Here is a 25,990-nt window from a genome sequence, read left to right on the forward strand (position 1 = left end):
GACTCAGCCCTCTTTCTGCCGCGGTACGGCGGTGATCCGCAGGTCGGGGCCGACCTGGGTGATGTCGACGATGGCGAGTTCGACCGCGTCGTCGATGGTGGACACGCCAGCGTCGGCGAGCGCCGTGGCGCCGGCACCGAGCAGCTTGGGCGCCAGGTAGCCGATGACCCGGTCGACCAGTCCGGCGCGCAGGAACGCTCCGGCGAGCACCGGACCCCCTTCGAGCAGTGCGGCCCGGATGCCGCGCTCGTAGAGGCGGCCGAGCAGCGCGGTGAGGTCGACCTGGCCGCGATGGTCGGCGCCGACATCGGCGGCGGTGGCGATCCAGGTGGGGGCGGCGGCGTCGCGGACCCGGGCGGCGACGGGGGTACGCCCGGCGCTGTCCACCACGACCCGCAGCGGCTGGCGGACGGCGGGGCGGTGGTCCCGCGGGTCGTCGTCGCACGGGTTGTCGTCACGTGGGCCACCGTCACGTAGGTCGCGGACGGTGAGCCGGGGGTCGTCGGCGAGCACCGTGCCGACCCCGGCGATGATCGCGTCGGCGGTGCCGCGCAACGTGTGCACGTCGGCGCGGGCCGCCTCCGAGGTGATCCACATGCTGGTGCCGTCGGCGGCGGCGGAGCGGCCGTCCAGGGTGGCGGCGTACTTCCAGGTGATGTACGGCCGCCGCCGACGTACCGCGGTCAGCCAGGTGACGTTGGCGGCTTCGGCCTCGTCGGCGCGTACCCCGAACTCGACGTCGATGCCGGCGGCGCGCAGGGTGTCGGCGCCGCCGGCGGCGATCGGGTTGGGATCTGGTACGGCCAGCACGACGCGGGACACCCCGGCCTCGATCAGGGCCCCAGAGCAGGGGCCGGTGCGGCCGATGTGGTTGCAGGGTTCGAGGGTGACCACGGCGGTGGCACCGCGGGCCCGGTCGCCGGCCTGGGCGAGGGCGACGAGTTCGGCGTGCGGGCCGCCGGCGTAGGCGTGGAAGCCTTCACCGACGACGGTGCCGGCGGCGTCGAGCAGGACGCAGCCGACGATCGGGTTGGGGCTGGTGGCACCGAGGCCGCGCAGGGCGAGCCCGATGGCACGTCGCATCGCTTCGTCTTCGGAGGGGCTCGCCATGGCCGTCCCTTTTCTCCTCGCCTGCCAGGGGTGCGCGATGGCGGGCGGGAGGGATGCGCCGGTCCCGGTGGGGCCGGCGACAGCCAGGCGGCGGCGGTGCCCCGGCTCGGCCACGGCGGGCCAGCCCCGGGGCGCTGCACGGAAGCGGCGTGGCGCAGGGGTGCCGTCCCGAGGCGTCCGTCCCGCGCGCTGTCTCCCATCCGGACTGTCTGGGCCGGTCCGTGCCGTGGTGGCACGGTCTGGCCCAACCGTCGGCCCCGGGGTCTCACCGGGTCCACCGGGCGTCGTTGCCGACGACCGGGTCGCGGGCTGACCACGGCTCGCGCCGTGGATCACCGCCGGTTCGGAATTTCACCGAGTCCCGCCAGCGCGTGGTGGGTGCTGTCTCTGAGTCTTACATGCCGGATGCGGCCGACCGCCAGAGACGCGACGGACGTCACAACTGTCAGATAGCCGACAGTTATTCGAGGTTGCCCAGTTGCCGGCCCTGACCGCCGATCAGTTGTGGTGCAGCCGCCGATCAGTTGTGGTGCAGCCGCCGGTCAGTTGTGGTGCAGCCGCCGGTCGACCGCGATGAACGACCCGGGCTGGCTCTTGGCGACCGACTTCATCTCGTTCGCCACCGTGATGATCTCCCGGGGGTCGCTGAACCGGCGATCCCCCGCCGACACCGCCACCCCGACCGACAGGGTGACCAGCGCGGCCTTCTGCAGTTTGCCGCGCCGGTCCTTGACCTCGATGAAGCCACGCTCGGCGTCGGACGGGTCGTAGAGCTCGTCGGCGGCCTTCTCGAACTCGACGATCGCCTTCTCGATGATCGGCCGGACCTGCTCCGGGGCGCAGACCACCACGAAGTCGTCGCCACCGATGTGGCCGAGGAAGGCCGGCGGCAACCCGACGGCCACCACCGACCGGTGCAGGCAGCGGGCCAGCGTGGCGATGAACTCGTCGCCGCGACCGAAGCCGTACACGTCGTTGACGCTTTTGAACCGATCGATGTCGATGTAGCCGACGGCGTAGTCGGCACCGCTGCGGACCCGGTCGGTGATCTCCCGGCTGACCCGGGTGTTGCCCGGCAGACCGGTCAGCGGCGACACCTCGCGGTACTCCCGGTTACGCCGCAGCGTGGAGACCACCCGGGCGATCAGCTCCGAGGTGTCGAAGGGCTTGACCAGATAGTCGTCGGCGCCGGCGGTCAGGCCGACCACCTTGTCGACCGTCATGCCCTTGGCGGTCAGCATGATGATCGGCAGGGCGGCGGTCATCGGGTCGGCGCGCAGCCGCCGGGTCAGGTCGAGCCCGCCGATGCGCGGCATCATCAGGTCGACCACCGCCAGGTCGGGACGGTGCTGCTCGATGATCTCCAGAGCTTCCTGGCCGTCGTGGGCGAGCATCACCTCGAAACCGTGCAGCCGCAGGTTGACCTCCACGAACCGGGCGATGTCGACGTCGTCGTCGACGACCAGGATCAGATCCGGCCGGGACTCGGCCCCCTCCGGGCTCACCACCGTGGCGTGGTCCGCTGGGCGACCTGGCGCAGCTGGCGTACCGCCTCGGCGGGGTCCGCGGCGCCGTACACGGCGGTGCCGGCGACGAAGGCGTCCGCGCCGGCCGCGGCGGCCTGCTCGATGGTGTCTGCGGCGATCCCGCCGTCGACCTCGATCCGCAACTCCAGGTGGCCGGTGGCGGCGTGTCGGCGCGCGGTGCGCACCTTGTCCAGCAGTTCGGGGATGAAGCGCTGCCCGCCGAACCCGGCCTTGATCGTCATGACCAGCAGGGTGTCGAAGCTGGGCAACAGGTCGAGGTACGGTTCGACCGGGGTGTCCCGGTCGATCGCCAGGCCGGCCTTTGCCCCGGCCGAGCGCAGCTCCTTGGCCAGGGCGATCGGGTCGTCGCAGGCCTCGGCGTGGAAGGTGACGTTGTAGGCGCCGGCGTCGGCGTAGCCGGGTGCCCACCGCCGCGGGTCGGTGATCATCAGGTGTACGTCGAACGGCAGCGTGGTGGCCGGCAGCAGGCTCTGCACCACCGGCAGCCCGATGGTCAGGTTGGGCACGAAGTGGTTGTCCATCACGTCGACGTGCAGCCAGTCGGCTGCGCCTTCGACCGCGTGGGCCTCGTCGGCCAGGCGGGAGAAGTCGGCGGCCAGGATGCTCGGCGCGATGATCGGCGCTGCTGCGGTCACCGCGCCAGTCTACGAACGTGAGCAAGCATCCCACAGCGGCCACCGAGGATCCCACCGGCCGGGGCACCCGGCACGCGACGGCAGGCGCCGGGGTGCTTGGGGGTCGCCCGGGCGGTGCCATCGAATCGCCGGTGGCGTCGACACCGTGCAGGAGAATCGGCGCATTTGCCGGCATCGTCGACTCATGCTAGCAGGGAAGGGATAAGTCAGAAACAAATCAGAACGTAAACAGTTCGTTACTCCCCTTGGTGGCAGCGCCAGTACCTTCGGTAAGGTGACGGCATGGGCAACGTACGGCGCATTGACGCCGGTCCGGATTCGTCCTGCACGCCACGGCCGGTTCCGCGGCTCAGCTTCCGCGAAAATCTGGCCGGAGTCCGCGCCATGCGCCGTGACCAGCTCGCTTTTCTGCAACGTTCCCGCAAGACGCACGGTGACATCTTCCGGATGCGGCTCGGCGGCCTGCCGATGGTGGTGCTCACCAACCCCGATCACGTCCACCATGTCCTCGTCGACCGGCACACGAACTACGACAAGGAGAATTTTCTCTACCGGACGGTGCGGGCGATCCTACGGGAAGGCCTGATCGGTAATCCGGGCGGTGCGACCTGGTCGCGTAATCGCCGGTTGATGCAGCCGACGTTCAACCACGCGAGCGTCGCCCGATTCGCCCCGAACATGACCGGTCAGACCGCTGAGCTGCTGCGTGCCTGGCCGCCCCGGGCCGCGTCCGGTGCGGTGGTGGACGTCGTGCCGCCGTTGGCCGACCTGGCGTTGAAGATCGTGCTCCGGTCCCTGTTCGGAGTCGACCCGGACGCCCGCAGCCGCAAGTTCGAGCGGGACTTCCTGGAGGTCAACCGCCGCCTCGGGGACTTTCTCCGGTTCCCTTTTCCGCCGCTGCACTGGCGAACACCGGCGCGCGACCGGCTGCGTTTCCTGACCCGGGAGATGGACGGCTTCGTCAGCTACCTGTTCCAGGTCCGCCAGGGCCGCACCGAGCAGGCGGACGGCCACCGGTCCGGTCCGCAGCAGCAGGACCTGTTCACCCTGCTGGTGCGCGCCGTGGACGCCGAAACCGGCACCGGACTCACCCCGACGCAGCTCGCCAACGAGGTCCTAGCCATGATCATCGCTGGCTACGAGACCACCAGCAACTCCATCGCCTGGGTGTTCTACCAGCTGGCGAGGCATCCCGAGGTGCAGCACCGGGTGCACGACGAGGTCGACGACGTCCTCGGTGGACGGATGCCGGCCTTCGACGACCTGCCCCGGCTGCCGTACTCCCGGATGGTGGTCGACGAAACCCTGCGCATGTTCACCCCCGCGTGGCAGACCATGCGTCGCGCCGTCGACGACGACGTCATCGACGGATATCACATCCCTGGCGGGACCGAACTGCACCTGAACATGTTCCTGTTACACCGCCACCCGGACTTCTGGCCCGCCCCGGACCGGTTCGACCCCGACCGGTTCACCCCGGAGGCGGTGGCCGCCCGACCCCGTCACGCGTACCAGCCGTTCGGCAGCGGCCCCCGCTACTGCATCGGCAAGCACTTCGCGTTGGCCGAACTCCACCTGATCCTCGTCATGCTCGCACAGACCTTCTCCGTCACCCTGCCCGCGGCGGATCAGCCACCGGTGGGATTCGCCCCACTGGTCACGCTGCACCCGAAGGGCGGACTCCACCTGCGGCTGTACCGCCGCTGACCGATCGGAACCCGAGAGCATATGCCCACCTACGTACGTGGTCGTCCGCAATCTGGCCTGAAGGAAATCCCGACCGTACGGGCCCGGGACCGCATCGGCGGCACCCTGGCCTTCAAGCGTGATCAGCTCGGCTTTCTCGGCCGGGGGATCGAACGCCACGGCGACATCTTCCGGTTCCGCCCCCTCGGCATTCCGATGGTGCTGGTCAATCATCCCGACTACATCCGGCACGTGCTCGTGGACGAGGGCGAGAAGTACGACAAAAACGCCGTACTGTTCAAAGTCGTCCGCCCGGTGCTACGCAAAGGGCTGATCGCGAATCCGGACATGGAGTTGTGGCGCCGGCAGCGCCGGATGATGGCGCCGCATTTCACTCCCCGTACGGTCAGCACTTTCACCCGCAACATGACGGACGAAGCCGAACAAATGCTTGTCCGCTGGGAGGCGAATTACGGCCGGGGTAAGACCCTCGACGTGACCGACGAGATCGGTCAGCTCGCACTGCGGATCGTCAACCGGTCACTGTTCAGCGCCCAGGTCGGCGACATCGCCCAGGCGTTCGAGCGGGCCTTCGGTGTCGCCAACGGCATCCTCGGCGCGTTCTTCCGCTTCCCGTTCCCGCCGCTGAGCGTGCCCATCCCCCGGCACCGGCGGTTACGCGCCGCCATCGCCGACATGGACGCCTTCGTGTCGACGTTCATCAACCGCCGGTTGCACGAACAGGTGCCCACCGGCGAGGAGACCGACCTGCTCACCCTCCTGCTGCACACCGTCGACGAGGAAGACGGCAAGGGAATGGACCTTGAGCAGCTGCACCACGAGGTGCTCAACATCTGCATCGGCGCGTACGAGACCACCACCAACACCCTGTCCTGGGCGTTCTACCTGCTCGCCCGCCACCCGGAGGCGGAGGCGAAGCTGCACGCCGAGGTCGACGAGGTGCTCGGCGGTCGGACACCGACCTTCGACGACCTGCCCCGGCTGCCGTACACCCGGATGGTCGCCGACGAGACGCTGCGCATCTACTCGCCGGCGTACCAGTTCATGCGCCGGGCGACCGACGACGACGTGATCGACGGCTACCGGGTGCCGGCCGGCACCAACATGCTGATAAACAGCTACCTCCTGCACCGGCATCCGGACTTCTGGGACGAACCGGAGCGGTTCGTGCCGGAGCGGTTCGCCCCAGGGCCGACCGCCGCCCGCCCCAAGCACGTGTACGTGCCGTTCGGCAGCGGCCACCGGGTCTGCATCGGCAAGCACTTCGCCCTCGCCGAGCTGGTCCTGGTGCTGGCCACCGTCGCCCGCCGGCACCGCCTGGTGCCGCCGCCCGGCGCGCCCGAGGTGCAGCCGGAAGCCCTGATCACGCTGCACCCCAAGGGCGGGGTGCACCTCAACCTGGAGTACCGGTGAGCCTCGATCCGATCCAGCAGACCCTCGACCGCTTCCCCTTCCAGATCAACCCGCACGTCGAGCAGGCCCGCGCACAGCTGACCCGGTGGGTGCACGACACCGGTCTGGTGCTGCGCGACTCGGCCCGCGAGCGGTTCGAGCACGCCGACTTCGGCTGGTTCGCCTCGATGGTCTACCCGAGCGCAGACGCCGGGCACGCCGAGCTGATGGCCGACTGGTTCGCCTGGCTGTTCCTGGTCGACGACCAGCTCGACGACGGGGCCGACGGGCGCAGCCTGGCGCACCTGGCCGAGGTGATGGCCGCCATGCGCTCGGTGCTGACCAGCGCCGACTTCGGCGCCTCGGTCGCCGGGCGCCGGGACGTGCCGCGCGCCGTGTCGTCGCTGGCCGACCTGTGGCGGCGCACCGCCCCGGACGCCACCGACCGCTGGCGGCGACTGTTCGTCCAGCACCTGGAGGAGTGCCTGAGCACGGCGGCCACCTGGGAGGCCGGCAACCGGCTCGCCGGCACCGTGCCGGACGAGGCGACCTACATCGCCAAGCGCCGGCACACCGGCGCGATCTACGTCTGCATGGACTTCATCGACATCGTCGAACGCATCGACGTGCCGGACACGGTCTACGACAGCCCGGCGTTCCGCACCGCGCTGGACGCCGCCTGCGACGTGGTCTGCTGGACCAACGACGTCTACTCGCTGGAGAAGGAGCGCTCCCTCGGCGAGGTGCACAACCTGGCGTACATCGTGGAACACCACCACGGCCTGGACCGGGATGCGGCGGTGGCCCGGGTGTGCGCGGCGATCGAGGCGCAGACGCGACTGTTCCTGGCCACCGAGACCGAGCTGCGGCAGACCTTCCCGCAGCACGCGGCGGTGCTCGACCCCTACCTGGCCGGGATGCGCAGCTGGATGCGCGGCAACGTGGACTGGTCCAGCCGCACCAAGCGCTACCAGTCGGCGGAGCTGGTCGGCCCGGCCCGCACCGGGGAGTATCTGGAGACGACGCTGCTCGGGAGTCAGGGTTGACCGCGCCGGCCACGGCGGCGCGTGACGCCTGGGGCCGGCTCGCGGCGGCGCGCGAGCTGATCGAACCGCAGCTGCGCCAGGCGGTGGGCCGCCTGGCGCAGCCGGTGCGCACCGTCGCCAGCTACCACTTCGGCTGGTGCGACGCCGACGGCGGCCCGGCGCAGGCGGGCTGGGGCAAAGGGTTGCGCGGCGGACTCGCGCTGGCCGGCGCCGAAGCGGTCGGTGCCCCGGTGGCGCGGGCGGTACCCGCCGCGGTCGCGGTCGAGCTGGTGCACAACTTCACCCTGCTGCACGACGACGTGATGGACGGCGACCAGACCCGGCGGGGGCGGCCGACCGCCCGGGCCGCGTTCGGCGACGCACAGGCCATCCTGGCCGGCGACGCGCTGCTCGCGCTCGCCTTCGACACGGTACGTGAGCAGCCGGACGCCGCCGCCGAGCTGTGCCAGGTGCTGTTGGATCTGGTGGCCGGGCAGAGCGCCGACGTGTCGTTCGAGTCCTGTAGCACGGTCGAGCTGGACGCGTGCCTGGCGATGGCGGCCGGCAAGACGGCGTCGCTGATCGGCGGTGCCTGCGCGGCCGGCGCGTTGAGCGGCGGTGCCGACCCGACCCGCGTCCGCGGGCTGGCCGGCTTCGGCCGCCATCTGGGAATGGCGTTCCAGCTGGTCGACGACATGCTCGGGATCTGGGGCGACCCGGCGGTGACCCGCAAGCCGGTCGGTGCCGACCTGCGGCGGCGCAAGAAGTCGCTGCCGGTGGTGTTCGCCCTGGGCAGCGGCACCCCGGCCGGCGCCGAGCTGGCCGCCCTCTACTCGATCCCGGTGCCGCTGACCGACGCTCAGGTGGACCGGGCGGCGGCGCTGGTCGAGCAGGCCGGCGGGCGGGACTGGGCGCGGCGGGAGGCGGACCGGCAACGGGCGGCGGCCATGGAGCGCCTGGCGTCCGTACGGCCGGAGCCGGCCGCCGCCGAGGCGCTGGCCGGCCTGGCCGAGCTGGCCGCGCACCGCGACCGCTGAGTCCTTCCTTGACAGGCCGAAAAGGACCGCGCCTGCCGACTGCTCGTCGTATCATGATGAATCGTGCCGTCAGACTTCGCCTTGAAAACCCTGAACACCGTCCACCGGACACTGCTGCGAGTCAGCGGCGGACGGATCGGCCGCCAGGCCATCGGCATGCCCGTACTCGAACTGGTCACCACCGGGCGACGCAGTGGAAGGTCCCGGGCGGTGATGCTCACCTCGCCGATGCGCGACGGCGAGGCGTACGTCGTGGTCGCCTCCCGCGGCGGAGACGACCAACACCCGGCGTGGTTCCTCAACCTCCGCGACGAGCCGCGGGTGCAGGTGGCCGTCGGTGGCGGTGCGCGGCAGCCGATGCTCGCCAGCATCGCCACACCGGATCAACGGGCTCGCCTGTGGCCCCAGATCACCGCGCGCCATCAGAACTACGCGAACTACCAGAAGCGGACCCGGCGTGAGATTCCGTTGGTTCTTCTTGGTCCCGTCGGCTGAGTTCCGCGGTGCCGTAGGCTCGACGGCCGGAATCCGGCTGAGGAGGAGTGGGCGGGCATGGCACGGCGGTGGAGCAGACGGTCACGGGCGATGACGCTGGTGGTGGCAGCGGCGATGACGCTGGTGACGGCCAGCGGCTGCCTGCGGCTGCCCGATCGGGTGGACCGGGCGATGACCGACGACTGGCCGTCCTTCGCCGAGCCGGTCCAGTTCGTGCCGGAGGCCGGCCGCTGCCACAACCGGGTGACGACGATCGGCACCCTGGACGACTATCTCCCGTTCGACTGCAAGCACGAACACCTTCTGGAGACCGTGTACGTCGGCACGCTGACCGGGCAGCACGACGAGGACGGCGACGCCACGGCGGAGCCGGGTTCGGCCGTCCGGCTGGCCGCTCGTGCCGAGTGCGACCAGCGGGTCGACGAGTTCCTCGGCGGCCCCTGGCAGTCCGCACGGATCGACCTGGTGGTGGTGACCCCGTCGCCGGACGCCTGGGACGGCGGTGCCCGCTGGTTCCGCTGCGATCTCGGGGAGACCGTCGGGGTCATCGACGACGACAATCTCATGCGGCGCACGACGACCTTCGCCGACGCCCTGGCCGATCCCGACAACTGGCTACGGCTGGGGTGTTACGACTCGGCGGCGGTCGGGCAGGACGACGACTCGCTCGTCGAACCACTTGAGTGCGATGTCCCGCACCAGGCCGAGTTCGTCGGCACGTACGTGGAGGACAAGCTGGGCTCCGACGCGATCGACTCGAACTCCGCCGAGATCCACGCCCGCTGTCGCAAGCTGGTGGCGAGCTACGCGAAGGTGCCGAACGATGACGACCTGCAGTACCGGGCCGGTACGATCTACCTCGGACCGTCCATGCCGGCGTGGTCCGACGGCAACCGGACCGTGCGATGCTTTGTCTGGCGTTTCGAACCACTGCTGACCCGGTCGGTGCGCGGCGGCGGCCCCGACGCCCTGCCGATCAGGTACGAGTGAGCATGGGACGATCGTACGGACGACGAGCGGTACTTCTGCTGGTGCTGGCGACGCTGGCGACCATGTTGACAAGCGGCTGCGGGCTGCTGCCGCCGGAGGGGGCCCGCGACGTGGTCGAGCGGTCCGGCCCGATGCGGGCCGCCGCGCTGGCACCTCGGCCAGGCGTCTGCTACGCGGTTGCAGGTCGTGGCGATGACTATGCCCGCTATCGGCTGGTGGCGTGTCACCGCCCGCATCTGCTGGAGACGGTGTACGTCGGTTCGATCGCCGGGGACGAATCCATGAGGGACGTTCCCCCGTCCATCGGATCGCCGGCCCGGCTGGCCGCCCGCGCGGAATGTGATCTGCCCTTCGCCGACATCCTCGGTGACGAATGGCGGGCCGGTCTGCTCCGGTTGCTCGTCGTCTTGCCGTCGGAGCAGGCCTGGCGCAACGGCGCCCGGTGGTTCCGCTGCGACCTCGGCGAGACCACCGGGGTGAACAACGACCGGCTGGTGGAGCGCGCCTACCCGTTGCATGGCGCGCTGGCCAGCGGCCGGCCGCTGGCGCTCGGATGCTTCACCTCGCCGGCGATCCACCGAGCCGGCATCGTCCTGACCAACCGGGTCGACTGCCTCGTCCCGCACCAGGCCGAGTTCGTCGGGACCTACGTCGAGGAGGAGCTCAGCTACGCAGAGGTCACCTCGGACGCCCGGCAGGTCCATGCCCGGTGCCGGCAGGTGTTGGCCCGCGCCGCGGGTCTGCCCATCGACGACGACCTGCCCCGCCGCGCCGCGACGGTCTACAGCGCGCCCCTGGAGCAGGACTGGTCGGACGGTGACCGCACGATTCGCTGTCTGGTGTGGCGCGACGACCCGCCGCTCACCCGCTCGGTGCACGGCGGCGGCACCAGCGTCCTGCCCGTCCCGCGCGGCTGATCGTCGAGTCGGGCGGTCTCCATCCCGACGACCGCCCGACTCATCGCCCCATGCCGGACATGCGACGGCAGTCGATCTGTTCAGGTCGCGTCATCCTGCCGGCCGACACATTGTTATGTGTCGATCTTGTGCCTAGGGTTGGTGATCCGTCACCGATCCACAGCTGGAGGACATCCCATGGCTATCGCCCGACGCGCGTTGACCGCCACTGCCCTGGCCGGTGCTTTGCTGTTCGCCACCGCCGGAGCGGCTGCGGCCGCCCCCGTCACGGCACCCGAGCGCGAGGCGGGAGCCGTCGTCCAGGCCGACGACTGGATCCTGCGCAACGTCTACTCGGATCAGGCTTTCTGCATCTGGTACGCCGGCTACGGGGTCGACAACGGCCTCTGGACCCAGTGGCGCTGCGAGCGGACCGTCTTCGGCACCTCCGTGTACTACTTCCTCTGGACGAACTGACATCCTCGGTAACTGTCGGTGGCAGGTCGTGGGGGCAGCGGGTAGCGCACCTGCAGGACCCGGACGGCAGCCTGATCAACCTGACCCAGCAGCTCTGACACGGACGCCGGTCGCGGCGTTCAGATCAGCCAGACGAGTTCGAGGTCGTCGATCGTGCCGCCGATACGCACCTCGGCGAGATAGCGGCGCATCAGCTTGCCCGGGTCGACGGCCTGCTCGATCTGGATCAGCGCGCCTGGCTCGCGGGCCGCCAGGGTGCTGAGCACGAGGTGTTCGAGCTGCTCGGCGGGGACCACGGCGAGCCGACAGCCGCACGGCGACCCGTACGCCCGGCCGCCGAGCATCTCCATACCGGTCAGCGCCCGCTCGCAGGCAGCGCAGAACAGCAGCCCGTCGAGCGGGTACTCCGGCCGGGCCGCGCCGCCGCGCGCGACCGGCGGCCAGTGCCCGCCGTTGCCGCCACCCCCGCCAGCGCCGCCGCCGGTCCCGGCGGCCGGTGCCGGTGCCGCGCCGCCGTGGCCTGCGGTTTCCCAGCGGTACGGGGTGTTGCCGCGCGGGTCGGGACGCTCCACGCCGCTGGCGTCGCGCCGCACGCCGCGCGCGGCCAGGGAACGGACCAGGCGTGGCTCACGGCCGATCGGCTCACCACGGAACAGGCACATGCTTGACCTCCGTCACGAGTTTCGGAATTTCGTTGTTCCACCCTTGTGGCGGACCACGTTTCCAGCCCTCGTGAGGCAGACTCAATCGTGGACGCCGGCTCGTCTCCACTGTGATGTGGCGAATTCGGCGACCAGCCCGACCAGCGGTTTCTCTTTGAAACATTGGCGCGGGTAGTGATGTGTCGGACGAGAGGAAGGTGAATCGATGCCGGTCACCGGACCGACCGTGGTGCGCCGTCAACTCGGGCGGCGGTTGCGCCGCCTGCGCGAGGAGGCGGCCCGCACCGAGCAGGAGGTGGAGCGGGCCAAGGTCTGCTCCCGTACGACGTTGTGGCGCATCGAGAACGGCAAGTTCCCGGTCAAGATGAACACCGTTCGCGGGTTGTGCTGGTTCTACGGTGCCGATCCGGAGACGACGGACGCATTGACCCGGCTCGCCGGGGCCAGTGACGACCACGGTTGGTGGGAGTCGCACGGTGACGCCGTACCGGACTGGTTCCGTTTGTACGTCGGTCTCGAAGCCGCCGCCACCGAGATCCACAACTACAACCCCGAGCTGATCCACGGCCTGTTGCAGACTCCGGACTACATGCGCGCGGTGTTCCGCGCCGCCGAGCCGCAGGCGTCCGAGCAGAAGATCGAGGGTCAGGTGTCGCTGCGGCTGGACCGGCAAATCTCCTACTACGACCGCGAGCAGCCGGCCCGGATCGTCGCCATCCTCGGCGAGGGCGCCCTCGCCCGCGAGGTCGGCGGCCCGGCGGTGATGGCCGAGCAGCGCGCTCACCTGGCCGGGCTCGGCCGACGGGTCCGGGTGGAGATCCGCGTCCTGCCTTGGTCGGCCGGTGCGCACGCGGCGATGGTCAGCCCGTTCACGTTGCTGGACTTCGCCGACCCGGACGACCCGGACATCGCCTACGTCGAGTCGCATGTGGGTGCTCGTTATCTGGAGCGTCCGGAGGAGTTGGCGGAGTACCGTCGAATTTTCCGGCTGATCCGCGAGCAGTCGGTCCCGATCGAGGAGCACCTGCGATGAAGCCCGACACCCCTTGGTTCACCTCCAGCCGCAGCGGTGGCAACGGCGGCGAGTGCGTCGAGGCCCGCCGGCACGCCGGCCACGCCGAAGTACGCGACAGCAAGGACCGCACCGGCCCCACCCTGACCTTCACCACCCGACAGTGGGGCGACTTCACCACCGCTCTACAGATCGGCGCCCTCCCCCACTGACCACTACCGATCGCCCTGTCCCCCACCCCACACCCTCAGGGTGGGGGACGCTCGTCCTCCTGACACTGGTGACGCGTGGACGTCCTTGATCCCAACCGCACTGGAGACGAAACGAGCTACTTTGCGCTGGGCAGGACACCCGACCGGACGGAGCTGGTCGACGGCTGCCTGTGGATCAGCTCGGCACCGAGCAAGCGTCACCAGCAGCTCTCCTTCCTGCTGATGTCCACGCTGTATCCGGCGGCCCGGTCTGCCGGTCTGAAGGCGTACGAGGCGATCAACGTCAGGCTGCGTACCGATCGGATCGTGATCCCAGATCTCGTCGTCGCAGACACCGACAGCGAGGGATCCGTTACCGACGCGACCGAGGTTGTGCTGATCTGCGAGATCACGTCTCCGAGCAACGCCGCCACCGATCGACTGCTCAAGATGCAGTTGTACGCCGCCGCCCGAATCTCGTGGTACCTGCGGGTTGAGCCAGAGTCGCCGGGCTCCTCCGCTGTGGCACTCCGGCTCTTCCGGCTCGACAACGAGCACTACGTCGAGCACGTGACCGCGGACAAAGGCGACGTGATGACCACCGATCAACCGTTCCGGTTCAAGATCGATACGGCCACGCTGCTCGACGAGCAGACAGCCGCCCGTCCAAAGGGCCGTGCCGTCGCCTGACCGGATCTGGGTTGGCTCACCTGGTCCAGATCGTGCCCCGAGCCTGGTATTCGAGCGCCTCCTCCACTCGGACGGCAACGTCCGCGCCCAACTCGCGCTTGACCAGGTGCAGCCCCAGGTCCAGCCCGGAGGTGATGCCGCCAGCCGTGACCAGATCGCCGTCATCGACGACCCGGGCGTTCTTGACGATGCCGCCGCGCGAGGTCAGCTGCTGCTTCGCGACGGTGTGCGTGGTGCAGGGACGGCCGTCGACCAGGCCGGCCACGGCGAGGAGCACTGCGCCGGTGCACAACGACGACATGATGAGCCTCGGCCGGGGAGCTGCGGCGAGCGCGCTGGGCAGCGCCCCGTTTTCGATCTCCGCCCAGATGCCGGGCTCGCCGGGCCGACCGCCACCGGGCACGATGATCACGTCGGCCGTCTCGGGATGCCAACCGTGCTTGACCCGCACCTCGGTGCCGAACGCTGCGGTGACCAGACGTGGCCGCCCGTGTCACGCGGTGGCGCGGCCGTCGCCGCAGCCGCAACCGGTCCGCCGGTCAGCGCCCCGACGCCCACCGCCGCCCCACCCGTCAACATCGCCCGTCGCTTCATCTACGTCCCTCCGCCACGAAGGCCAGCGGATAGATAGTCGGCGATCGGAAGGTGATGGTTCCCGGCAGACGGCTCGTCGAGTTTCCGCTGATCCGCGAGCCGTCCATGGCCGAACAGCGCCGAGCTGTAGGAGATAATGGCCGCATGGCGCAGCCACGGACGTTGTACGAGGACGGCCGGCCCTACACCGTGCCGGGGTCGCTGGAGGAGCTGACCGGGCCCACCAAGGGTGTGGTCGAGCTACCGCTGCACCTGGACTGGTCGGAGCAGGGCCGATATGACCTGTCCGACGCACGCCAGCGGAATCTGATGTACGAACGGGTCATCCGCGAATCGACGCAGGTCGAAGACCTGCGCACCTACCTACACGGCCCTACCCTGCGCCGTGTATGGCACCAGCTCTGGCTGCCCCGCAGAGTCCGATGGCTGTGGGAGTCTCGATTCCAGACTCTGGTAGGCGCTGCCTGATCATGGACCCGTTTCACCAACGACTCGCGAGTCGCGCTGGGTGCTGCGGCCAAATTCGGGTTCTGCCTGGCCGGCGGGTACGCCGTACAAGCTCACGGCTTAGGAATGGAATTCGGATCGGGCAGCGTCGGGGGTGCTGACCTGCGGAGGCGCGGCGATCTCAGCCACCGACGTTCAAGATCAGTCCGTGAATGGTCCGCGACGCGGGCGACCCTGCCGTCGGGTCTGTGTGGGAGTATGTGACGTGGCCGAGAGCCGCGAGGAGGTGAGCCGTGATGTCGAGCAACGCCGAGCAGTCGTCCGAGTGGCCGACCGCTGAGCACGTGCCGGCTGAGGAGTTGGCGCGTCGTCAGGGCGTGCGCCCGGTCGTCTCCGTCGACGACCTTGCCCGGCCGGACCTGTTCGAGTCGGATGCGGAGCTGGATGACTTCCTCGCGGACCTGTACGCCTCCCGTCGGGCTGGGGCAGAGTGAGCCTGGTTGTCCTGGATACCGATGTCGCGTCGGCAATCCTCCGGGGCCGGGTGCCTGACCGGCTTCGTGCCCGTCTGGCCGGTAGGACCCTGTGCATCACGTTCGTGACGCTCGGGGAGCTGACCAAATGGACCGTGCTGCGTAGCTGGGGGCCGCGCAAGTTGGCTGACCTGGCGCAGTGGCGGTCAGATGTCGTCGTTCTTCCGTTCGATGAGGTGGTGGCGACGACCTGGGGGCAGATCCAGGCGCGGGCGCAGCATCGGGGCCGGCCTCGGCCGACGAATGACTCCTGGATCGCGGCGTGCTGCCTGGTCGAGCGGCTACCCCTGGCGACGTTCAACGGCAAGGACTACGCCGACTTCGCCGAGTACGAGGGCCTCCGCCTCTTCGACGTCTCGTAGCTGCTGCTGCGCCTTCGGAGCCTCAGTTTGGAAGATCGTTTCCGGCTGTTGCGATCTGCCCGGATCGCCTGGTCAACGGCGGTGTCGTGCTACCCGATCATGACCGCTGCTGACCCGCCTGGGACACGGGTTACTGGCACGTGGCTGGCGCGGCAGCGCGATGGGCGCGTGGCTGTCCGGCGGCGTGTGGCTTACCGCCCCCCGGCCTGTTGGGCCGGGGGGCGGCTTGCCGTGCCGCCGGCTCTCCGCGCGCCTGTACCCCGGTACCCGGTGGCAAGCCGCGGAGCGGCGCGGCAGCCGATCGCTCCGGCCCACGATCGGGTTGAGTGCCATCGCGATCGTCACGGCGTGGCGGGGCCGCTCGTGGCCAGCGGGGTGCGACTGGCCCCGTTCGACCTAGCTAGGAACGCGCCGAGGCCGAGAAGCGCCAACGGCAGCGCCGTGGCGAGGCTGAGGAGCCGGTTGCGGGTGGTTCGACCGGCCAGGACGATCACCAGTACGCCGAGCACCGCCCGGACCACGACATGCGGGATCGGCTCGCTGCCGTAGCTCGGATCGCCGATCCGGGCCGCCTCCAAGGCCGCCTCGGTGAAGCACACCGCTCCCGGCAGGGCCGTACCGATGGTCTGTCGCCAGCCCGAGCCGCGTGCCCAGACGCCGCCGATGCCGAAGACCACTCCGGCGAGGACCCCGAAGGCCATCCAGAGCAGCGACGTCGGCGACCAGAGCCGCGACCAGTTGTCGCCCTGGATCAGCGCCGCCGCCACGTAGTAGGCGGGTCCGGCGATCACCAGTCCGGCGGCAGCACCGGCAGCCGCCCGCAGCCATCCGGTCCGGACCCAGTAGCCGAAGAAGAACGCGGCGACCGCCCACACCGCCGACGAGTTGCCGAGGTCGGCAAGGGGCCACCAAGGCATGAACTTGATCCATACGAAGTCGACGAATCCCAGCAGGAAGCCGCCGAGCACCGCGACGAGCGCGACGCGCCGATTGTCCGGATACATGATGCCGGACGTTACCGTGCCGCGAGCGCGACAGCCTCTCCTGCAGCGGGCGGCCAGCCGCGCCGCCACCTGCCCCACTCCTACGTTCCTACACGCCCTTGGGCGTGACGTGGCTTCTGACGCCGCCGCTGATCGCCGCGACCACGGCCGCGTACACGTCGGGTTTCTATACGCCCTTGGGCGTGACGTGGTTTCTGACTCGTCGACAACATTCCAGCCAACGCCAAGGTGACGTTCTCCAGTTTCTATACGCCCTTGGGCGTGACGTGGTTTCTGACGACCGACCACAGCACGAGCTCGCCACCCGCGACAAGATGTTTCTATACGCCCTTGGGCGTGACGTGGTTTCTGACTTGTGGGGGTGCGCCGGTGAGCCCGCTGACTGTCGCCCGGTTTTTATACGCCCTTGGGCGTGACGTGGTTTCTGACCTCGTGCCGGAGGATCGGGTCGAGGACCTGGAGCGGCATCTAGTTTCTATACGCCCTTGGGCGTGACGTGGTTTCTGACGCGCACCCTGGCCAGCGTGGCGGTGCTGGCCGTCCTGGTGTTTCTATACGCCCTTGGGCGTGACGTGGTTTCTGACCCGCAAGACCAACGCCAGCTGGTGGATCGACTGGACCAACAGGTTTCTATACGCCCTTGGGCGTGACGTGGTTTCTGACTCCCCCGAGAGGGTCCATGACGATGAAGCCGTGACCGGTTTCTATACGCCCTTGGGCGTGACGTGGTTTCTGACAGGCCAGGCAGGCGGTATTGGTATCCGTCGCCATGCGAGATGTTTCTATACGCCCTTGGGCGTGACGTGGTTTCTGACTGGACGTCGGTTGCCGGCACGGAGGATTTCACGCACTTCAGTGTTTCTATACGCCCTTGGGCGTGACGTGGTTTCTGACCTGGCGCGGCAGCCGCGTTGAGCGCGAGGGGGAAATCATCCCGTTTCTATACGCCCTTGGGCGTGACGTGGTTTCTGACTCGGTGGCTGGCGCGAGCCGGACACCAACCGCCTATGGCTAGACGTTTCTATACGCCCTTGGGCGTGACGTGGTTTCTGACCCGCAGGGGACCTCATGGCGGATGGCGCGCACGCCAACGCGTTTCTATACGCCCTTGGGCGTGACGTGGTTTCTGACTTGTATCAACAGGCCAGCGAGCGAATTCAGATGACACGTTTCTATACGCCCTTGGGCGTGACGTGGTTTCTGACGATCAAGGCTGCTACCAGGGAAGTCACTGGTGTCACGGGTGTGTTTCTATACGCCCTTGGGCGTGACGTGGTTTCTGACCTGAGCCGCTGTGGTCGGTCGGCGGCATCACCGCGTTTCTATACGCCCTTGGGCGTGACGTGGTTTCTGACGACCACGGCCGCGTACACGTCGGCCGCGTTTGCGCTCGCGTTTCTATACGCCCTTGGGCGTGACGTGGTTTCTGACCTTGGAATACGGCTACGCGTTAAAGGTAGCTAACAGGTTTCTATACGCCCTTGGGCGTGACGTGGTTTCTGACTTTCTAGCATGAGGTCGACAACCGCAACGCTTGTCGATCCGTTTCTATACGCCCTTGGGCGTGACGTGGTTTCTGACGATCAAGGCGGGCGTAGAACGTGACCAGATCGCTATCTAGTTTCTATACGCCCTTGGGCGTGACGTGGTTTCTGACATGGCGGGCATGCCGGGAGTCGAGACGCACCACCACTCGTGACGTTTCTATACGCCCTTGGGCGTGACGTGGTTTCTGACGGCCTATTCGCTTGCACCGTGCCGGGCGAACAGGGCACGTTTCTATACGCCCTTGGGCGTGACGTGGTTTCTGACCTGTATGCTATTGCGTCACAATTGGCACATGTGACAGCAACTGGTTTCTATACGCCCTTGGGCGTGACGTGGTTTCTGACTCGCCGCCGGCAGCCACATGCCCGTCTCCGACAGCGAACGTTTCTATACGCCCTTGGGCGTGACGTGGTTTCTGACTCGCCCTGGGCGAGGGCGACGGGCCGGTCATTGGGTTTCTATACGCCCTTGGGCGTGACGTGGTTTCTGACCACCATGGACGCAAAGAGCGTCGCGGCGGCGGCCTTCGCGTTTCTATACGCCCTTGGGCGTGACGTGGTTTCTGACTGGAGGATTAGCACACATAGAGAGGGGGTTTCATGGGTCGAGTTTCTATACGCCCTTGGGCGTGACGTGGTTTCTGACTGTAGAATTCCTTGTTGGCAAAAAACATTTGCATGTTTCTATACGCCCTTGGGCGTGACGTGGTTTCTGACCTTGTTGTCGACGGTCGATTAGGTCGAAAGAGCATTAGTTTCTATACGCCCTTGGGCGTGACGTGGTTTCTGACCACCATCTGGCGGATGGTCGCCGCCTGCCGGCACCAGAGGTTTCTATACGCCCTTGGGCGTGACGTGGTTTCTGACCCCCACGTTCCGGCGTTTCTATACGCCCTTGGGCGTGACGTGGTTTCTGACTGCCGGTGTACAAGGACGCGCTGATCTTCAACCGTAAGTTTCTATACGCCCTTGGGCGTGACGTGGTTTCTGACTGGGGTCGCCCTGTGGAAGAACTGGGACACGGTCACCAAGTTTCTATACGCCCTTGGGCGTGACGTGGTTTCTGACCTGGTCCTGCTGCGCAACGGGATCGACGAGATGATCGACCTGTTTCTATACGCCCTTGGGCGTGACGTGGTTTCTGACGCTTTAGGAATGAGGCGGACCCCATTCGAGGTTTCCTGGAGTTTCTATACGCCCTTGGGCGTGACGTGGTTTCTGACGCTTTAGGAATGAGGCGGACCCCATTCGAGGTTTCCTGGAGTTTCTATACGCCCTTGGGCGTGACGTGGTTTCTGACCGGTTGAGCTAGGTCTTGCTGACCAGGTGTACAAGTTTCTATACGCCCTTGGGCGTGACGTGGTTTCTGACTTGTCATTGCTACCAAGACGACATGGTTTCAGGTTTCTATACGCCCTTGGGCGTGACGTGGTTTCTGACCAGGGCCGCGTACCGTGAGGCGGACCTGTCGGGCAACAGCGTTTCTATACGCCCTTGGGCGTGACGTGGTTTCTGACATAGCACGTGGAACAGGTGATGAACGTGGCCTCCCCGGTTTCTATACGCCCTTGGGCGTGACGTGGTTTCTGACATAGCACGTGGAACAGGTGATGAACGTGGCCTCCCCGGTTTCTATACGCCCTTGGGCGTGACGTGGTTTCTGACATAGCACGTGGAACAGGTGATGAACGTGGCCTCCCCGGTTTCTATACGCCCTTGGGCGTGACGTGGTTTCTGACGCGTTGATGCGCCCGGTGGGCAGCCTGAATCGCGGCCAGTTTCTATACGCCCTTGGGCGTGACGTGGTTTCTGACGGCGACTCTCCAATCTCGGGGTCCGCGCCAACCCGCTCGGAGTTTCTATACGCCCTTGGGCGTGACGTGGTTTCTGACCAACTTGCCGCTGATGAACGTCGTCGACGCAGTAAATTGTTTCTATACGCCCTTGGGCGTGACGTGGTTTCTGACAAGACATCGCATTCACCATTGGTGGCGGTGTTGGTGAGCCGGTTTCTATACGCCCTTGGGCGTGACGTGGTTTCTGACGTCGGGAGGTCTGGCACGGGATGTTCGCCGTGGCACAGGGTTTCTATACGCCCTTGGGCGTGACGTGGTTTCTGACCCTACCCGCTCTGGCAGGCCCGTGACCAGCGCAGATGCACAACCCCTGCACGGCGACCTCCGGAGATCCACATTCGATAGGTGACACAGGTCACTATTTCTAGTGTTTCCGCAGCTCAGCGGCTTGCACGGCGTACCACCGATTTTCATGACCGCCTACCCAGGCCCGGATCGTCCGTCATCCGGCCTACCTTGCGCCTCCCGCACCTTTCGTCACAGCACCACCCAGTAGGGTGGCTCTGGGTCGATCCGGTGCTGACCGATCACCACCAGCTGATCCTGACAGCCAGCACAGATCGGCACGATGTGAATCGTATCCGTCTCCACGTCGATCATGCGCTCCAACCGGGCGGCGAGTCGCGCCAGCCCGGCCCGGTCGATCTGGCAGAGGAAGACGCTGCGCTGGATCCGTTCACCCCACTGGTGCAGCGCCGCCGCCACCCGCAGCCGACAGCTGTCCCGCGAGATGTCGTAGCACACGAGCACCGTCGTCAACGCCACTCCAATCCGTCCCACGGCACATCCCGCTCCACCCACGCGGCCAGCCGCTGTGCCTGCCGGTGCAGGTGGCGACGGATCGACCCGGTGAAGCCGGGCAGCGCGCTGCGGGTCACCGTCGCCATCCTCTGCTCGTACGCGTCGATCAGCACCGCCCGCCCCTCCCGGTTGAGCAGCACGCCGGCCCGGTCGGCCTCCTCGCTGCCGTGCTCCAGACCCAGCCGGTCAGTGCGGGCCAGATGCAGCACCACCTGGTCCACCACGTACGGCCGGAACTCCTCGATCAGGTCCAACGCCAGGCTCGGCCGCCGGTCCGCCGGGGTGTGCAGCAGCCCGATCGCCGGGTCGAGGCCGGCCGTCGTCAGCGCGGTCACCGCCTCGCCAAGCAGCAACGTGTAGCCGAACGACAAAGCCGAGTTGATGACGTCCAGCGGCGGTCGACGCGACCGGGTGGCGAACCGCAGCGGTGCCGGCAGCAACGCGCCCAGCGCCGCGAAGTAGGCACGGGCCGCCGCGCCCTCAGCCCCCATGATCTCGTCCCGGCTGGTCGCGCCCGCCACGGTGTCGATCGACCGGATGATCCCGAGAATCGCGGTGTCGACCTGATCGTGCCGTTCCTGCCGGCGGCTGCGGTGCAGCAGCGCCGCCTGCTTCGACAGCTTCGCCGTCACCACCGCCCGCCCGAACGTCACCGCCCGCCCCGGGTCGTCCGAGGCCGCCAGCAACGCCCGCAGCCGCTCCACCCGGCGGGTGCCGGAGCCGGCCAGGTGGCCCAGATACTGCCCACGCCAGGAGGCGAAGACCACGTCGACATCGCCGCGTAACGCCCAGTTGCGGGCACCCGCCGACAACCCCACCGGCCCGCAGAGCGCCAGGCCACGCACGTGACCGGCCGGCACGCTCAGCAGGGTGACACCGTCGGGTGAGTCCACGATCAGCCGTCCGGCCGTCACCCGCACCGTCGCGCCCGGCACGCCGACGTAGATCACCTTGGTCGGTGCCCGCTCGTCGTCCGGCGACCCGATCCCGCCGTACGGGTCGATATCACCCATATCGACGCCGAAACTCACCGCCGGACCGCCCCGTCTCCTACCGCTGTCACCACCCGCCGTTACCCGGTCGCCCGCCGATTAGCTGACCGACCTGGGCTGTGTCCGGGCGAGCAAGCGTGGTGAGATCAGGCGATGATGCGACCGCTGCTCGACGCCGGACACCGGTTCTACGTCCGCCGGCTGCGCGCCCAGCTCACCGCCACCGAGCTGCCCCGCCACCTGGCGATGGTGATGGACGGCAACCGGCGGTGGGCCCGGCAGATGGGGTTCGACGACCCAAAGGTCGGGCATCGGCACGGTGCCGAACACCTCGACGAGGTGCTGAGCTGGTGTGCCGAGATCGGCATCCGGCACGTCACGGTGTTCGTCGCCTCCGTCGACAACGTCCGCAAACGCGCGTCGGACGAGGTCGACAACCTGATGGGCATGATCGAGACCGTCGTCACGGATCGGCTGACCCGCGACGACAACATCTGGCAGCTGCACCTGGCCGGCCGACTTGAGGTGCTGCCCGACTCGACCCGGGACGCGCTGAAGCTCGCCGAGGAGGCGACCCGGCAGCGGGAGACCGGCCACCACGTGACCGTGGCCATCGGCTACGACGGCCGGGAGGAGATCGTCAACGCCGTACGGTCGCTGTTGGAAGACCAGGCACGACGCGGGGCGACGCTCGACGACATCGCGCAGCAACTGACCGCCGACCAGATCGCCGCCCACCTCTACACCAACGGACAGCCTGACCCGGATCTCGTCATCCGCACCAGCGGGGAACGCCGGGTATCCGGCTTCCTGCTGTGGCAGGCAGCCCACTCCGAGCTGCACTTCTGCGACGTCTACTGGCCCGGCTTCCGCAAGATCGACCTACTCCGGGCGCTGCGCTCGTACGCCGCCCGCAAGCGGAAACCCTGAACCCGGCTGGCCGACCCGTTCCCGTTCGCACCCGAGACCCGGCGTAGAGGCTGAAGGAGGAGCGATGAGCCCGACGAAGTGGAGGGACTGGAGGGACGTCAAGGCTGGGGCGCGTGCCGCCGGCCCCGAGTGGGACAGCCCTGACCGGGTGGCTCGACGTGCCAGGCTGCGTGAGGAGATGTCGCCGGCCGTGAGCGGTGCCCAGTTACCCGAAACCACCCGGGGCCAGGTCCAAAGGTAGCCTCGCCGACGTCACCGCCAGGTCGGTTCGAGGCGGACCAGGCCGAAGCCGCGTCCGCGCTGCGCGCCGACCCCGCTGTACGGTGCCAGCCGCATCAACCGGTCCACCGCGCCGACCAGGGCGGTCGGCCCGTCACAGACGTAGCGGATGCGGCCGAGGAAGCCCGACACCGTACGTCCGCTGACCTTGACCACGTCACTGGTGCCGTCGATGTCGCTCACCCACAGCGCGTCCCGGTCCGACCGCTCCGCCTGCCCGCCACCGCTCGGCCCGCCACCGCCCGGCAGCGGCAGCACCAGCTCCGGCAGCCCGGCAGGCGCGCTCGCCCGCCACATCGACCGCAGCCCGGCCACCACCGCCCACGGGTCCGGCCAGGGCGTGAATCCGTTGCCCCGGCGGAACGTCGCCGGGGTCAGGAACCGCAGCGACCACGCCGCATCGCCGGACGGCCGCGCCAGTTCCAACCACGACACCCCGGCCACCTGTCGCGCCCCGGTGACCAACGCGCCGACCTGACCGCCGAACCGGATCACCGCCCCCGACCCCGCCCCGGCACGCAACTTGTCGACCAAAGCGTCGTCGAGCAGGCCGACCTCGACCAGGGTGCCGGCCGGGTGCGCCACCGGCGGGCTGACGCTGTACGCCTTCGCATGTGACCGGTGCGCCGCCTCGTCCACATCGAACCACCGCGACACCACCGCGTGGACGTGTTCGAGCCGCACCCCGGCCGGGTCGACCCCCGGCACCACGAACTGCCACCTGCTCGGCATCACACACTCCTCCGCCCGGCGAACACTCGAACGTAGGCCAGCCGATCCACCCGCGACAAGTCACCGCGATCAGCCCGGTCGGTCAGGCGGGCTGGTCGAGGCGGGCCAGGTGCTCGGCGGACAGGTCGAGGTCGGCGGCGGCGGCCGAGTCACGGATCGTCTCCGGGCGCGACGCGCCGGGGATCGGGATCACGACCGGCGCCTTGGCCAGCATCCAGGCCAGGCAGACCTGCTGCGGGCTGACCCCGTACTCCCGGGCGACCTGCGCGAACACCGCGAACCGCGACCCCAGGTCGGCGGCACTGGCGATGCCGCCGAGCGGGCTCCACGGCAGGAACGCGATACCCAGCTCGGCGCAGAGCGTCAGCTCCGGCTCGCTGGAGCGAAAGGCCGGGGAGAACTGATTCTGTACGCTGACCAGCCGCCCGCCGAGGATGTCGTTGGCGAGCCGGATCTGCTGCGGGTCGGCGTTGGAGATGCCGGCGAGCCGGATCTTCCCGGCGTCGAGCAGGTCCCGGATCGCGCCGATCGAGTCCGCGTACGGCACGGTGGGGTCGGGCCGGTGGAACTGGTAGAGGCCGATCGCCTCGACGCCGAGCCGTTTCAGCGACGCCTCGCAGGCGCGCTTCAGGTAGTCGGGCGAGCCGTTCTTGGTCCACGAGCCGTCGCCGGGTCGCAGGTGGCCACCCTTCGTGGCGATCAGCACGTCGGAGGTGTCACCGCCGTAGGTCGCCACGGCGTGGGCGATCAGCGACTCGTTGTGGCCGACGTCGTCGGCGTACAGGTGGTAGGCGTCGGCGGTGTCGATCAGCGTGACACCGGCGTCCAGCGCGGCGTGGATCGTGGCGATCGACCGCTGCTCGTCGGGCCGGCCCTCGATCGACATCGGCATGCCGCCGAGGCCGATCGCGCCGACGCCGACGTCGCCGATGCGGCGGGTGTCCATGATGACTCCTTCGCGAGATGGTCCGAGTGCGCACCGCGGGTCGTGTCCCCGCGTCGCCCGGATTCCACCCTCTTACCCCACGGCTAAGCTGTCCAACAGAAGGATCCGATCCCGGCGATCAGTGTTGGTGATGAATCGTGGAGCTACGCCAGCTCGAATACTTCGTGGCGGTCGCCGAGGAGCGACACTTCACCCGCGCCGCCGAACGGATGCACGTCGCGCAGTCCGGCCTGTCGACGTCCATCCGTTCGCTGGAGCGTGAGCTGGGCGTCAGCCTGTTCGTCCGCAACACCCGCAGCGTCGAGCTGACCAACGAAGGTCGGGCTCTGCTCACCCAGGCCCGGCACGCCCTGGCCAACGTCGCCGCCGCCAAGGACGCTGTCGCCGCCGTACGCGGGCTGCTGCACGGCAAGCTGGCGGTCGGCACCCTGCAGTGCCTCGGCGCGGTCGACCTGCCGGCGGCACTGGCCCGGTTCCACACCGCCCACCCCGGCGTCGAGATCCGGCTCCGCCAGGGCGGGTCACCGGACCTGATCGAACGCGTCCGCACCGGCGACCTCGACCTGGCCTTCGTTTCGACGCCCGCGAGCCCAGTGTCCGGCGTCACGCTGGCCCCGATCCGCACCGAGCCGATGGTGCTGGCCTGCGGACCGGACCACCCACTGCGCGAACGGGCCGAGGTCGACCTGGGTGAGCTGTCCGGCGAGATCTTCGTCGACTTCTCACCGGGCTGGATCACCCGCGACGTCGCCGATCAGGCGATGGCCGCCACCGGCGTCGAACGGCGGGTCGCGTTCGAGGTCAACGACGTGCACTGGCTGCTCGACCTGGTCAGTCACGGACTGGGCGTCGCCGTCGTACCACGGTTCTTCACCACCAAGCGGACCGCCGCGCGCTTCGTACCCGTCACCGATCCGCCGCAGTGGAACCTCGCCGTCGCGACCGCGAGCGGGCGACACCCCAGCACGGCCGCGACCGCGCTGCTGGCCCTCGACGGCATCCGACCCTCGACGACGACCGGGTGAGACGTGACGTCGACTGGCCCGGCTTCCGCAAGTCGACCTGCCGCGCACACTGCGCTCGCCCGCCGACCGCAACTGG

At 68.5% G+C, this 25,990-nt stretch carries 26 protein-coding genes and 1 CRISPR repeat array; of the genes, 16 read left to right on the forward strand and 10 right to left on the reverse strand.

The window, feature by feature from the left end; all coding sequences use genetic code 11:
• Nucleotides 1-3: 3 nt before the first annotated feature.
• From ribD to rpe, 3 genes are all read right to left on the reverse strand, one after another.
• Nucleotides 4-1,110: a bifunctional diaminohydroxyphosphoribosylaminopyrimidine deaminase/5-amino-6-(5-phosphoribosylamino)uracil reductase RibD gene (gene ribD, locus ACN27F_RS04230; RefSeq protein ID WP_421431294.1), complete on the reverse strand. Its 1,107-nt coding sequence runs from the start codon at nt 1,108-1,110 to the stop codon at nt 4-6.
• 542 nt (nt 1,111-1,652) lie between these two features.
• Nucleotides 1,653-2,615: a GGDEF domain-containing response regulator gene (locus ACN27F_RS04235; RefSeq protein ID WP_421439951.1), complete on the reverse strand. Its 963-nt coding sequence runs from the start codon at nt 2,613-2,615 to the stop codon at nt 1,653-1,655.
• Nucleotides 2,612-3,292 carry a ribulose-phosphate 3-epimerase gene (gene rpe / locus ACN27F_RS04240; protein ID WP_421431295.1) on the reverse strand — a complete coding sequence of 227 codons (681 nt, stop codon included), beginning with the start codon at nt 3,290-3,292 and terminating at the stop codon, nt 2,612-2,614. The genes ACN27F_RS04235 and rpe overlap by 4 nt, the downstream gene beginning before the upstream one ends.
• Before the next feature lie 282 nt (nt 3,293-3,574).
• Between rpe and ACN27F_RS04245 the strand changes: the two genes are divergently transcribed.
• The 8 genes from ACN27F_RS04245 (at nt 3,575) to ACN27F_RS04280 (ending at nt 11,311) form a co-directional block, all read left to right on the forward strand.
• Nucleotides 3,575-4,999 (forward strand): cytochrome P450, encoded by a 1,425-nt coding sequence (locus ACN27F_RS04245; RefSeq protein WP_421431296.1) that lies wholly within the window; start codon nt 3,575-3,577, stop codon nt 4,997-4,999.
• 21 nt (nt 5,000-5,020) lie between these two features.
• Nucleotides 5,021-6,412 (forward strand): cytochrome P450, encoded by a 1,392-nt coding sequence (locus tag ACN27F_RS04250; RefSeq protein WP_421431297.1) that lies wholly within the window; start codon nt 5,021-5,023, stop codon nt 6,410-6,412.
• Nucleotides 6,409-7,437 (forward strand): terpene synthase family protein, encoded by a 1,029-nt coding sequence (locus ACN27F_RS04255; protein WP_421431298.1) that lies wholly within the window; start codon nt 6,409-6,411, stop codon nt 7,435-7,437. Before ACN27F_RS04250 ends, ACN27F_RS04255 begins: the two co-directional genes overlap by 4 nt.
• Nucleotides 7,434-8,453: a polyprenyl synthetase family protein gene (locus ACN27F_RS04260; RefSeq protein WP_421431299.1), complete on the forward strand. Its 1,020-nt coding sequence runs from the start codon at nt 7,434-7,436 to the stop codon at nt 8,451-8,453. The genes ACN27F_RS04255 and ACN27F_RS04260 overlap by 4 nt, the downstream gene beginning before the upstream one ends.
• Nucleotides 8,454-8,516: 63 nt before the next feature.
• Nucleotides 8,517-8,948 (forward strand): nitroreductase/quinone reductase family protein, encoded by a 432-nt coding sequence (locus tag ACN27F_RS04265; RefSeq protein WP_421431300.1) that lies wholly within the window; start codon nt 8,517-8,519, stop codon nt 8,946-8,948.
• Nucleotides 8,949-9,038: 90 nt separating this feature from the next.
• The gene (locus ACN27F_RS04270) at nt 9,039-9,938 is read left to right on the forward strand and encodes a septum formation family protein (RefSeq protein WP_421431301.1); all 900 of its coding nucleotides are present in this window, start codon (nt 9,039-9,041) and stop codon (nt 9,936-9,938) included.
• A 2-nt stretch (nt 9,939-9,940) separates the two neighbouring features.
• A complete protein-coding gene (locus ACN27F_RS04275; protein ID WP_421431302.1) occupies nt 9,941-10,855 on the forward strand; it encodes a septum formation family protein in 915 nt (304 codons plus the stop codon).
• A gap of 177 nt (nt 10,856-11,032) precedes the next feature.
• Entirely contained in the window at nt 11,033-11,311 is a 279-nt protein-coding gene (locus tag ACN27F_RS04280) for a hypothetical protein (RefSeq protein WP_421431303.1), read from the forward strand.
• Nucleotides 11,312-11,430: 119 nt separating this feature from the next.
• Here the strand turns inward: ACN27F_RS04280 and ACN27F_RS04285 are convergent, their stop codons facing one another.
• Nucleotides 11,431-11,973 (reverse strand): hypothetical protein, encoded by a 543-nt coding sequence (locus ACN27F_RS04285; RefSeq protein WP_421431304.1) that lies wholly within the window; start codon nt 11,971-11,973, stop codon nt 11,431-11,433.
• A gap of 205 nt (nt 11,974-12,178) precedes the next feature.
• Here ACN27F_RS04285 and ACN27F_RS04290 point away from each other — a divergent pair, with 205 nt between their 5' ends.
• From ACN27F_RS04290 to ACN27F_RS04300, 3 genes are all read left to right on the forward strand, one after another.
• Entirely contained in the window at nt 12,179-13,006 is an 828-nt protein-coding gene (locus ACN27F_RS04290) for a DUF5753 domain-containing protein (protein WP_421431305.1), read from the forward strand.
• A complete protein-coding gene (locus tag ACN27F_RS04295) occupies nt 13,003-13,197 on the forward strand; it encodes a DUF397 domain-containing protein (RefSeq protein ID WP_421431306.1) in 195 nt (64 codons plus the stop codon). Before ACN27F_RS04290 ends, ACN27F_RS04295 begins: the two co-directional genes overlap by 4 nt.
• A gap of 75 nt (nt 13,198-13,272) precedes the next feature.
• Nucleotides 13,273-13,866, forward strand: a complete 594-nt coding sequence (locus ACN27F_RS04300) for a Uma2 family endonuclease (RefSeq protein WP_421431307.1) — start codon at nt 13,273-13,275, stop codon at nt 13,864-13,866.
• Between the two features lie 16 nt (nt 13,867-13,882).
• Here ACN27F_RS04300 and ACN27F_RS04305 read toward each other — a convergent pair whose 3' ends face one another.
• The gene (locus ACN27F_RS04305; RefSeq protein ID WP_421439953.1) at nt 13,883-14,344 is read right to left on the reverse strand and encodes a DJ-1/PfpI family protein; all 462 of its coding nucleotides are present in this window, start codon (nt 14,342-14,344) and stop codon (nt 13,883-13,885) included.
• Between the two features lie 260 nt (nt 14,345-14,604).
• Here ACN27F_RS04305 and ACN27F_RS04310 point away from each other — a divergent pair, with 260 nt between their 5' ends.
• The 3 genes from ACN27F_RS04310 (at nt 14,605) to ACN27F_RS04320 (ending at nt 15,802) form a co-directional block, all read left to right on the forward strand.
• A complete protein-coding gene (locus ACN27F_RS04310; protein ID WP_421431308.1) occupies nt 14,605-14,928 on the forward strand; it encodes a hypothetical protein in 324 nt (107 codons plus the stop codon).
• Nucleotides 14,929-15,203: 275 nt separating this feature from the next.
• On the forward strand, nt 15,204-15,401 hold the full coding sequence (locus tag ACN27F_RS04315) for a hypothetical protein (RefSeq protein ID WP_421431309.1): 198 nt from the start codon (nt 15,204-15,206) through the stop codon (nt 15,399-15,401).
• Complete coding sequence (locus ACN27F_RS04320; RefSeq protein ID WP_421431310.1) at nt 15,398-15,802, forward strand: type II toxin-antitoxin system VapC family toxin; 405 nt, start codon at nt 15,398-15,400, stop codon at nt 15,800-15,802. The genes ACN27F_RS04315 and ACN27F_RS04320 overlap by 4 nt, the downstream gene beginning before the upstream one ends.
• Before the next feature lie 341 nt (nt 15,803-16,143).
• On the opposite strand, the gene ACN27F_RS04325 is transcribed toward ACN27F_RS04320, so the two are convergent.
• The 3 genes from ACN27F_RS04325 to cas1 form a co-directional block, all read right to left on the reverse strand.
• Nucleotides 16,144-16,806 (reverse strand): DUF6518 family protein, encoded by a 663-nt coding sequence (locus tag ACN27F_RS04325; RefSeq protein ID WP_421431311.1) that lies wholly within the window; start codon nt 16,804-16,806, stop codon nt 16,144-16,146.
• Nucleotides 16,807-16,890: 84 nt separating this feature from the next.
• Nucleotides 16,891-20,474: direct repeats of the CRISPR family, unit length 37 nt; unit sequence GTTTCTATACGCCCTTGGGCGTGACGTGGTTTCTGAC.
• Nucleotides 20,475-20,686: 212 nt separating this feature from the next.
• Nucleotides 20,687-20,989 (reverse strand): CRISPR-associated endonuclease Cas2, encoded by a 303-nt coding sequence (gene cas2, locus ACN27F_RS04330; protein WP_421431312.1) that lies wholly within the window; start codon nt 20,987-20,989, stop codon nt 20,687-20,689.
• Nucleotides 20,965-22,041, reverse strand: coding sequence for a CRISPR-associated endonuclease Cas1 (cas1, locus tag ACN27F_RS04335; protein WP_421431313.1), 1,077 nt, complete (start codon nt 22,039-22,041; stop codon nt 20,965-20,967). Before cas1 ends, cas2 begins: the two co-directional genes overlap by 25 nt.
• A gap of 114 nt (nt 22,042-22,155) precedes the next feature.
• Here cas1 and uppS point away from each other — a divergent pair, with 114 nt between their 5' ends.
• The gene (uppS, locus tag ACN27F_RS04340) at nt 22,156-22,932 is read left to right on the forward strand and encodes a polyprenyl diphosphate synthase (protein WP_421431314.1); all 777 of its coding nucleotides are present in this window, start codon (nt 22,156-22,158) and stop codon (nt 22,930-22,932) included.
• Between the two features lie 252 nt (nt 22,933-23,184).
• Here uppS and cas6 read toward each other — a convergent pair whose 3' ends face one another.
• On the reverse strand, nt 23,185-23,943 hold the full coding sequence (gene cas6, locus ACN27F_RS04345; RefSeq protein ID WP_421431315.1) for a CRISPR system precrRNA processing endoribonuclease RAMP protein Cas6: 759 nt from the start codon (nt 23,941-23,943) through the stop codon (nt 23,185-23,187).
• 82 nt (nt 23,944-24,025) lie between these two features.
• Nucleotides 24,026-24,889 (reverse strand): aldo/keto reductase, encoded by an 864-nt coding sequence (locus ACN27F_RS04350; protein WP_421431316.1) that lies wholly within the window; start codon nt 24,887-24,889, stop codon nt 24,026-24,028.
• A 137-nt stretch (nt 24,890-25,026) separates the two neighbouring features.
• On the opposite strand from ACN27F_RS04350, the gene ACN27F_RS04355 reads away from it, so the two are divergent.
• A complete protein-coding gene (locus ACN27F_RS04355; protein ID WP_421431317.1) occupies nt 25,027-25,914 on the forward strand; it encodes a LysR family transcriptional regulator in 888 nt (295 codons plus the stop codon).
• The last annotated feature ends 76 nt before the right edge of the window (nt 25,915-25,990 follow it).

Source organism: Solwaraspora sp. WMMB335 (genome assembly GCF_049179075.1).
Classification (GTDB): Bacteria; Actinomycetota; Actinomycetes; order Mycobacteriales; family Micromonosporaceae; genus Micromonospora_E.

Bases quoted from the DNA above. Each gene is read 5' to 3' on its own strand.
- ACN27F_RS04315 (WP_421431309.1), top strand. From the start codon at position 15,204: ATGTCGAGCAACGCCGAGCAGTCGTCCGAGTGGCCGACCGCTGAGCAC.
- ACN27F_RS04280 (WP_421431303.1), top strand. From the start codon at position 11,033: ATGGCTATCGCCCGACGCGCGTTGACCGCCACTGCCCTGGCCGGTGCT.
- uppS (WP_421431314.1), top strand. From the start codon at position 22,156: ATGATGCGACCGCTGCTCGACGCCGGACACCGGTTCTACGTCCGCCGG.
- ACN27F_RS04325 (WP_421431311.1), bottom strand. From the start codon at position 16,806: ATGTATCCGGACAATCGGCGCGTCGCGCTCGTCGCGGTGCTCGGCGGC.
- ribD (WP_421431294.1), bottom strand. From the start codon at position 1,110: ATGGCGAGCCCCTCCGAAGACGAAGCGATGCGACGTGCCATCGGGCTC.
- ACN27F_RS04295 (WP_421431306.1), top strand. From the start codon at position 13,003: ATGAAGCCCGACACCCCTTGGTTCACCTCCAGCCGCAGCGGTGGCAAC.
- cas6 (WP_421431315.1), bottom strand. From the start codon at position 23,943: ATGCCGAGCAGGTGGCAGTTCGTGGTGCCGGGGGTCGACCCGGCCGGG.
- ACN27F_RS04245 (WP_421431296.1), top strand. From the start codon at position 3,575: ATGGGCAACGTACGGCGCATTGACGCCGGTCCGGATTCGTCCTGCACG.
- ACN27F_RS04250 (WP_421431297.1), top strand. From the start codon at position 5,021: ATGCCCACCTACGTACGTGGTCGTCCGCAATCTGGCCTGAAGGAAATC.
- ACN27F_RS04350 (WP_421431316.1), bottom strand. From the start codon at position 24,889: ATGGACACCCGCCGCATCGGCGACGTCGGCGTCGGCGCGATCGGCCTC.
- ACN27F_RS04275 (WP_421431302.1), top strand. From the start codon at position 9,941: ATGGGACGATCGTACGGACGACGAGCGGTACTTCTGCTGGTGCTGGCG.
- ACN27F_RS04285 (WP_421431304.1), bottom strand. From the start codon at position 11,973: ATGTGCCTGTTCCGTGGTGAGCCGATCGGCCGTGAGCCACGCCTGGTC.
- ACN27F_RS04290 (WP_421431305.1), top strand. From the start codon at position 12,179: ATGCCGGTCACCGGACCGACCGTGGTGCGCCGTCAACTCGGGCGGCGG.
- ACN27F_RS04270 (WP_421431301.1), top strand. From the start codon at position 9,039: ATGACGCTGGTGGTGGCAGCGGCGATGACGCTGGTGACGGCCAGCGGC.
- ACN27F_RS04310 (WP_421431308.1), top strand. From the start codon at position 14,605: ATGGCGCAGCCACGGACGTTGTACGAGGACGGCCGGCCCTACACCGTG.